Origin of the sequence: Nocardia carnea (assembly GCF_029868325.1) — a bacterium.
GTDB classification, from domain to species: Bacteria; Actinomycetota; Actinomycetes; order Mycobacteriales; family Mycobacteriaceae; genus Nocardia; species Nocardia carnea_C.
Genome location: NZ_JARWNW010000017.1, coordinates 1 through 6,512 on the forward strand (window position 1 = coordinate 1; position 6,512 = coordinate 6,512).

Consider the following 6,512-nt stretch of genomic DNA (forward strand, 5'->3'; position numbering starts at 1 on the left):
ACTTCTGGTATGCGTGGGCCAAGCCCCGCGGCCCCGAATTTTCCCCCGTGCCCGTCCCCTCCGGCAAATCTGCTATATCCCCTGGTGTATCACGCCTTTTCGGGTTCAGCGGGATGCCACGGCGGGGGGCCCCCCGCGCAACACGCGCGACGGGCCCGAATTCGCAGGTGATCTGGGGTCAGCCGAGTTTTTCGACCACCCAGTCGACGCAGCGGGTGAGTTGAGCCACGTCCTCCGGATCGATGGCCGGGAACATACCGATACGCAACTGATTGCGGCCCAGTTTCCGGTACGGCTCGGTATCGACGATCCCATTGGCCCGCAGCGTCTTGGCGACCGCGGCGGCGTCCACCGAATCGGCGAAGTCGATGGTGCCGACCACCTGGGAGCGGTGTGCCGGATCGGTGACGAAGGGCGTTGCGTATTCGCTGGCCTCCGCCCAGGCGTACAACCGGGAGGAAGAATCCAGCGTTCGCTTCACCGCCCAGTCCAGGCCGCCGTTGCGGTTCAGCCAGTCGATTTGATCGGCAAACATGAGCAGGGTGGCCAGTGCCGGGGTGTTGTAGGTCTGGTCCTTGAGGCTGTTCTCGATCGCGATCGGCAGCGAAAGGAAATCGGGGGTCCAGCGCCCGGAATCCTTGATCTCCTGCACCCGTGCCAGCGCGGCGGGGCTCATCAGCGCGATCCACAGCCCGCCATCGGCGGCGAAGCATTTCTGCGGCGCGAAATAGTAGATATCGGCATCGGTGATATTCACCGGCAACCCGCCCGCGCCGGAGGTCGCGTCGATGGCGACGAGTGCGTTGTCCGACCCCGCCGGCCGCTGCACCGGAACCGAGACACCGGTGGAGGTTTCGTTATGCGCCCAGGCGATGAGGTCGGCAGCCGGATCGGCGACCGGCGCCGGTGCGCTACCCGGATCGGCCGATACGACGATCGGATCGCCGAGGAACGGATTGTTCTTCGTGACACTGGCGAACTTCGAGCTGAATTCGCCGTAGGTCAGATGCAGGGAGCGCTCGCGAACCAGGCCGAACGCGGCGGCATCCCAGAAAGCCGTGGTGCCGCCGTTGCCGAGGACGACCTCGTAGCCCTCGGGCAGCGAGAACAGCTCCCGCAACCCGGACCGCACGCGGGCGACCACATCCTTGACCGGTTTCTGCCGGTGGCTGGTGCCGAACACCGAGGCACCCACCTCCACCAGGGACTGCAGCTGCTCCGGGCGGACCTTGGACGGGCCGCAACCGAAACGACCGTCGGTGGGCTTGAGCTCATCGGGGATGGTCGGGAACGCACTGGTCATGGCCAACAGCGTAACCGCGCCGTTGCTGTGCCGCGTACCACACTCCGGCTAACGTGAATGGGTATGAGCATGCGGTCGTCGAGGGGCGCTGCCGGAGATCGATCCGATGAGGGCCGTGGCGGTGGTCACGGCGCGGAACCGGGTCCACCGGCGCCGGGAGGGTGGCTGCGCGGCCTGCTGCCGCGGCGTTTCCGCCGGCGCGGTGAGGCGCCCAGCGGCGCCGATCGCCGGGAACTGCTGACCTACGGCACGGCCGGATCGGCCACCGTGCTGGCAGCCGGGACCAGGCGGCGTGAACCCGGCTATACATTCCGGGTCCGTGTCCGGCTGCCGGGGCTGGCGCCTTACGAGGCCCAGGTCCGGCAGCGGGTATCCGGCGCCGAACTGGACCGGATGCGGCCCGGCGATCTGGTGTGCTGCCGGGTGGACCCGCACGACCGCGACCGCATGGTGCTGTATCCCCCCGGCGAGGCCGACCCGGGCCGGGCCGCGCTGGCGAAAATCCTGGCCGACGGCCGCCGGGCCACCGCGACCGTACTCGCGGTGAACCCCGTCGCAGTCGACTACTGCGGCTGCGACGATCCGGTGATGCGCCTGGACCTGGAGTTACGTGCCTGGGACGAGCCGGACCCCTGGTATGTGCGGGTGGTCCAACCGGTGCCCCTGTCCGCGATAGAACACCTGGACCTGGGCGCGAAACTCCGGGTCGCGTTCTTCACGGTCGACAGCGGCGACTCGGTCGCGATCGACTGGGAGGCCGACCCGGACTGCGTCTGACGAAGCCTTTCCGGCCTGCTCCCACGTCGGCTGCGCGCACCGGACTCGCTGGGCCGTCGGCGACGCCCGGTCCGGGAAGTCGCGCGTAGGTTGCACCTGGCCGGCGCAACCAGCGGGCCCAGCGGAGCTGCTGACGGAGGGCCTGGGCCGAGCTCTGCGGGTCGCGACCGTCCGGCACCGATTGGTCCGGAGCGTTCGGGTCCACCCGCTAGGTAACGCGGCGCGGCCACCAATTCGGTGGCATCGCGCATCGGCTGAGGGGCGGGACTTTCCGGACTACCCGGCGACGCTGTCCCAGCCCGCAACGTCCTGCGGGGCACGGGGGCCCGGACCGGTGTAGATGGCGGCGGGACGGACCAGTTTGCCGAGTTTCTTCTGTTCCATGATGTGCGCGCACCAGCCCGCGGTCCGGCCGCAGGTGAACATCGCCGGCATCATATGGGCCGGGACCTCGGCGAAATCGAGGATGACGGCCGCCCAGAATTCGACATTGGTTTCGATGGCGCGGTCGGGGCGGCGTTCGCGGAGTTCGGCCAGCGCCGCCTGTTCGAGGGCGGCCGCCACTTCGAAGCGCGGGGCGGCCAGGCGCCGAGCGGTATCGCGCAGCACCCGGGCGCGCGGATCTTCGGCGCGGTAGACCCGGTGGCCGAAGCCCATGAGCTTTTCTTTGCGGTCGAGGATGCCTTTGACCAGCGCACGTGCGTCGCCGCTGCGCTCGACTTCCTCGATCATCGGCAGCACGCGGGCCGGGGCGCCGCCGTGCAGCGGGCCGGACATCGCGCCGATGGCGCCCGAGAGCGACGCCGCGACGTCGGCGCCGGTGGAGGCGATGACGCGGGCGGTGAAGGTGGAGGCGTTCATCCCGTGTTCGGCGGCCGATACCCAGTAGGCGTCGATGGCCTCGGTGTGCCGCGGATCCGGATCACCCTTCCAGCGCGTCATGAACCGTTCGGTGACCGTGGTGCATTCGTCGATCCGGCGCTGCGGTACCGCGGGCTGGTAGATACCGCGCGCGGATTGCGCGACATAGGACAGAGCCATCACCGACGCGCGGGCCAGGTTCTCCCGGGCGGTCGCCTCGTCGATATCCAGCAGCGGCTGATATCCCCAGATGGGCGCGAGCATGGCCAGGCCGGCCTGTACATCCACCCGGACATCGCCGGTGTGCACCGGCAGCGGGAATGGTTCGGCCGGGGGCAGGCCGTGCCCGAATTCGCCGTCCACCAGCAGCGCCCAGACATCGCCGAAGGTGACCCGGTTGGTGACCAGATCCTCGATGTCCACGCCGCGGTAGCGCAGCGCGCCGCCGTCTTTATCGGGTTCGGCGATATCGGTGGTGAACGCGACCACCCCCTCGAGGCCGCTGACGAAATCGTCCGGGACCTGGCCGGCCCCCGAACTGCCGGAATTGGTGGTCATACGCGACTCTCCTTTCACCAGAACTCTAGCGCTTTGCTACTCCGGAGTAACGTCTGGCCCATGTCCGATGTGGAGGAATCCGGCGCCTCTCTCGCCGCGATGCGCGCCGAATACGGTGCGGCCCACCCGCGTTCACCGGAACAGGGGCCGCTGCTCGGTGTGCGCGATACCGAACTCGACGAGAACTCGGTGGCCGGCGGCTGGGAGCCGCTGGTGCGGCAGTGGATCGACCAGGCCACCGCGGCCGGTATCGCCGAACCCAACGCCATGGTGCTCGGCACGGTCGATTCGGCGGGGCCCGTTGCCCGGCCGGTGACACGCACGGTCCTCTGTAAAGGGCTCTCGCCCGACGGCGTCATCTTCTATACGAATTACGACTCGGCCAAAGGTGCGCAGCTGGCCGCGGTGCCGTACGCATCGGCGACCTTCCTGTGGCCGCAACTCGCCCGTCAGGTGCATCTCCGCGGCCGGGTGGAGCGGGTGCCGGCCGCAACCACCGAAGAGTATTGGCGGTCGCGACCACGCGAATCGCAGCTGGGTGCGTGGGCGTCGGCGCAGTCGCAGCCGGTCGATTCGCGCGAAGAGCTCGATCGGCGATTGGTCCGGGCCACGGCCCGCTTCGCCACCGCCGCCGAGATTCCCGTGCCTCCGCATTGGGGCGGTTATCTGCTGCGACCCGACGAGGCAGAGTTCTGGCAGGGCCGGCGCGGTCGCCTGCACAACCGGATCCTCGTCCGTGTCGGCGCAACCGGGATGTCGGTGCAGCGTCTGCAGCCGTGACGTGGCCGATCGCCCGCAGTCGCGGCCCGTTACACCCTGTGCGCAGGCCTTTCGGTGATATTCCGCACGGTTTCGATTCCGGTGGCGTGGGTACCGTATTGCTGCCCGGCGCCGCGGCGGTCCATCCACCGCGGCGCAGAGTGTTGCAGTGAGATCGCAACACGGCGGCGCAGGTTCGTAATCCGGCCGGTCACAGCGGTGTCGGCCGGAATCCGGCAGGCCGAAACGCACACCCGCGCGGGCCGATTGTGAGATCGCCGCGCAGGTACCCTCCCCGCCGGTCCCGACGGAGCAAGGACTAGCGTCTACCGATAACGCACCGCGTGCCGACCGCATGCGATGCCGATGGTCACAGCCTGAGAGGGAACCTTCCGTGCCGGAGAATCACATCAATGACGCCAAACCGGTTCTGACCTATCCGGGTGGCGAGTACCCCATGACGATCGCCCAGGCCGCCGAAGGAAACGACGGTATCGATCTCGGCAAGCTGCTGGCGAGCACGGGATATACGACCTATGACCCCGGGTTCGTCAATACCGCGTCGACCAAATCGGCGATCACCTATATCGACGGTGAACAGGGCATTCTGCGCTACCGCGGGTACCCGATCGAACAGCTGGCCGATAACTCGACCTTCATCGAGGTCAGCTACCTGCTCATCTACGGCGAACTCCCCACCCAGGACCAGCTGGAGGATTTCACCGACAAGATCCGCCGGCACACCCTGCTGCACGAGGATCTGAAGCGCTTCTTCGACGGCTTCCCCCGTAACGCGCACCCCATGCCGGTGCTCTCCTCGGCGGTCAACGCGCTGTCCGCGTACTACCAGGATTCGCTGGATCCCCGCGACCCCGAACAGGTCGAGCTGTCCACCATCCGGCTGCTGGCCAAACTGCCGACCATCGCCGCGTACTCGTACAAGAAGTCGGTGGGCCAGCCGTTCCTCTACCCGGACAACTCGCTGTCGCTGGTGGAGAACTTCCTGCGGATGACCTTCGGTTTCCCGGCCGAGCCCTACCAGGTCGACCCGGAGATCGCCAACGCCCTGGATATGCTGCTGATCCTGCATGCCGACCACGAGCAGAACTGCTCCACCTCCACGGTCCGGCTGGTCGGCTCCTCCGACGCCAACCTTTTCACCTCGGTATCCGGCGGTATCAACGCGCTGTGGGGCCCGCTGCACGGCGGCGCCAACCAGGCGGTGCTGGAAATGCTGGACGATATCCTGGCCGCCGGCGGCGACGTCAAGGAGTTCATCCGCAAGGTCAAGAACAAGGAAGACGGTGTGAAGCTGATGGGCTTCGGGCACCGGGTCTACCGCAACTACGACCCGCGCGCCGCGATCGCCAAGAAGCACGCCGACACCATCCTCAGCAAACTCGGCAGCGATCCGCTGTTCGATATCGCCCAGGCCCTGGAAGAGGCCGCGCTCACCGACGATTACTTCGTCGAGCGCAAGCTGTACCCGAATGTCGACTTCTACACCGGCGTCATCTACAAGGCCATGGGCTTCCCGACCCGTATGTTCACCGTGCTGTTCGCCATGGGCCGGCTGCCGGGCTGGATCGCGCACTGGCGGGAAATGCACAGCGAAGCCATCAAGATCGGCCGCCCGCGGCAGATCTACACCGGTTATGGTGCACGGGACTACTCCGAGATCACCAACCGCTGAACCGATTGAATCGAAGGGGATTCAAGGCATGAGCAAACCGGAAATCGAATTCCAGGCGGGCCCGCCGCCCAGCGAACTGGTCATCAAGGACATCACCGTGGGTGACGGTCCGGAAGCGGTGCCCGGTGGCACCGTAGAAGTGCACTACGTCGGCGTGGAATTCGATACCGGCGAGGAATTCGATTCGTCGTGGAGCCGCGGCGAATCGCTGTCCTTCCCATTGCGCGGCCTGATCCAGGGCTGGCAGGACGGCATCCCCGGGATGAAGGTCGGCGGCCGCCGCCAGCTCACCATCCCGCCGGAACTGGCCTACGGTCCCGCCGGCGGGGGTCATCCGCTCTCCGGTAAGACCCTCGTCTTCGTGATCGATCTGCTCGACGCGAAGTAGACCCGGCTACACCTGAGTTCTGCTCGGCGCGCGCCTCCCCGCCGCCCGCGGAGACCCGCGAGATGATCAAGACCGGCGGTTTCGACGCGGTCCTGTTCACCTCGAGCTCCACGGTCCGGAACCTGGTGGGTATCGCCGGCAAACCGCACGCCCGCACGATCGTGGCCTGCATC

General features: G+C 67.4%; 6 protein-coding genes and 1 pseudogene. 5 read left to right on the plus strand and 2 right to left on the minus strand.

Annotation, left to right across the window (positions count from 1 at the left end; translation table 11 throughout):
* Nucleotides 1–178: 178 nt before the first annotated feature.
* Nucleotides 179–1,303 (minus strand): phosphoserine transaminase, encoded by a 1,125-nt coding sequence (gene serC, locus QH196_RS00355; protein WP_280413736.1) that lies wholly within the window; start codon nt 1,301–1,303, stop codon nt 179–181.
* Nucleotides 1,304–1,366: 63 nt separating this feature from the next.
* Here serC and QH196_RS00360 point away from each other — a divergent pair, with 63 nt between their 5' ends.
* On the plus strand, nt 1,367–2,080 hold the full coding sequence (locus tag QH196_RS00360) for a hypothetical protein (RefSeq protein WP_280413737.1): 714 nt from the start codon (nt 1,367–1,369) through the stop codon (nt 2,078–2,080).
* 276 nt (nt 2,081–2,356) lie between these two features.
* On the opposite strand, the gene QH196_RS00365 is transcribed toward QH196_RS00360, so the two are convergent.
* On the minus strand, nt 2,357–3,499 hold the full coding sequence (locus QH196_RS00365) for a citrate synthase 2 (protein WP_280413738.1): 1,143 nt from the start codon (nt 3,497–3,499) through the stop codon (nt 2,357–2,359).
* Nucleotides 3,500–3,559: 60 nt separating this feature from the next.
* On the opposite strand from QH196_RS00365, the gene pdxH reads away from it, so the two are divergent.
* The 4 genes and pseudogenes from pdxH to QH196_RS00385 all read left to right on the plus strand — a co-directional run.
* Nucleotides 3,560–4,279, plus strand: coding sequence for a pyridoxamine 5'-phosphate oxidase (gene pdxH, locus QH196_RS00370; RefSeq protein ID WP_280413739.1), 720 nt, complete (start codon nt 3,560–3,562; stop codon nt 4,277–4,279).
* A 334-nt stretch (nt 4,280–4,613) separates the two neighbouring features.
* Nucleotides 4,614–5,951 carry a citrate synthase gene (locus tag QH196_RS00375; protein WP_432279401.1) on the plus strand — a complete coding sequence of 446 codons (1,338 nt, stop codon included), beginning with the start codon at nt 4,614–4,616 and terminating at the stop codon, nt 5,949–5,951.
* Between the two features lie 28 nt (nt 5,952–5,979).
* On the plus strand, nt 5,980–6,339 hold the full coding sequence (locus QH196_RS00380) for an FKBP-type peptidyl-prolyl cis-trans isomerase (RefSeq protein ID WP_280413741.1): 360 nt from the start codon (nt 5,980–5,982) through the stop codon (nt 6,337–6,339).
* Nucleotides 6,340–6,368: 29 nt separating this feature from the next.
* A pseudogene (locus QH196_RS00385) lies at nt 6,369–6,512 on the plus strand (uroporphyrinogen-III synthase); the annotation flags it as partial.

Excerpts from the sequence above, each read along its gene's own strand:
- QH196_RS00360 (WP_280413737.1), top strand. The coding sequence starts at position 1,367 with ATGAGCATGCGGTCGTCGAGGGGCGCTGCCGGAGATCGATCCGATGAG.
- pdxH (WP_280413739.1), top strand. The coding sequence starts at position 3,560 with ATGTCCGATGTGGAGGAATCCGGCGCCTCTCTCGCCGCGATGCGCGCC.
- QH196_RS00365 (WP_280413738.1), bottom strand. The coding sequence starts at position 3,499 with ATGACCACCAATTCCGGCAGTTCGGGGGCCGGCCAGGTCCCGGACGAT.
- QH196_RS00380 (WP_280413741.1), top strand. The coding sequence starts at position 5,980 with ATGAGCAAACCGGAAATCGAATTCCAGGCGGGCCCGCCGCCCAGCGAA.
- serC (WP_280413736.1), bottom strand. The coding sequence starts at position 1,303 with ATGACCAGTGCGTTCCCGACCATCCCCGATGAGCTCAAGCCCACCGAC.
- QH196_RS00375 (WP_432279401.1), top strand. The coding sequence starts at position 4,614 with ATGCGATGCCGATGGTCACAGCCTGAGAGGGAACCTTCCGTGCCGGAG.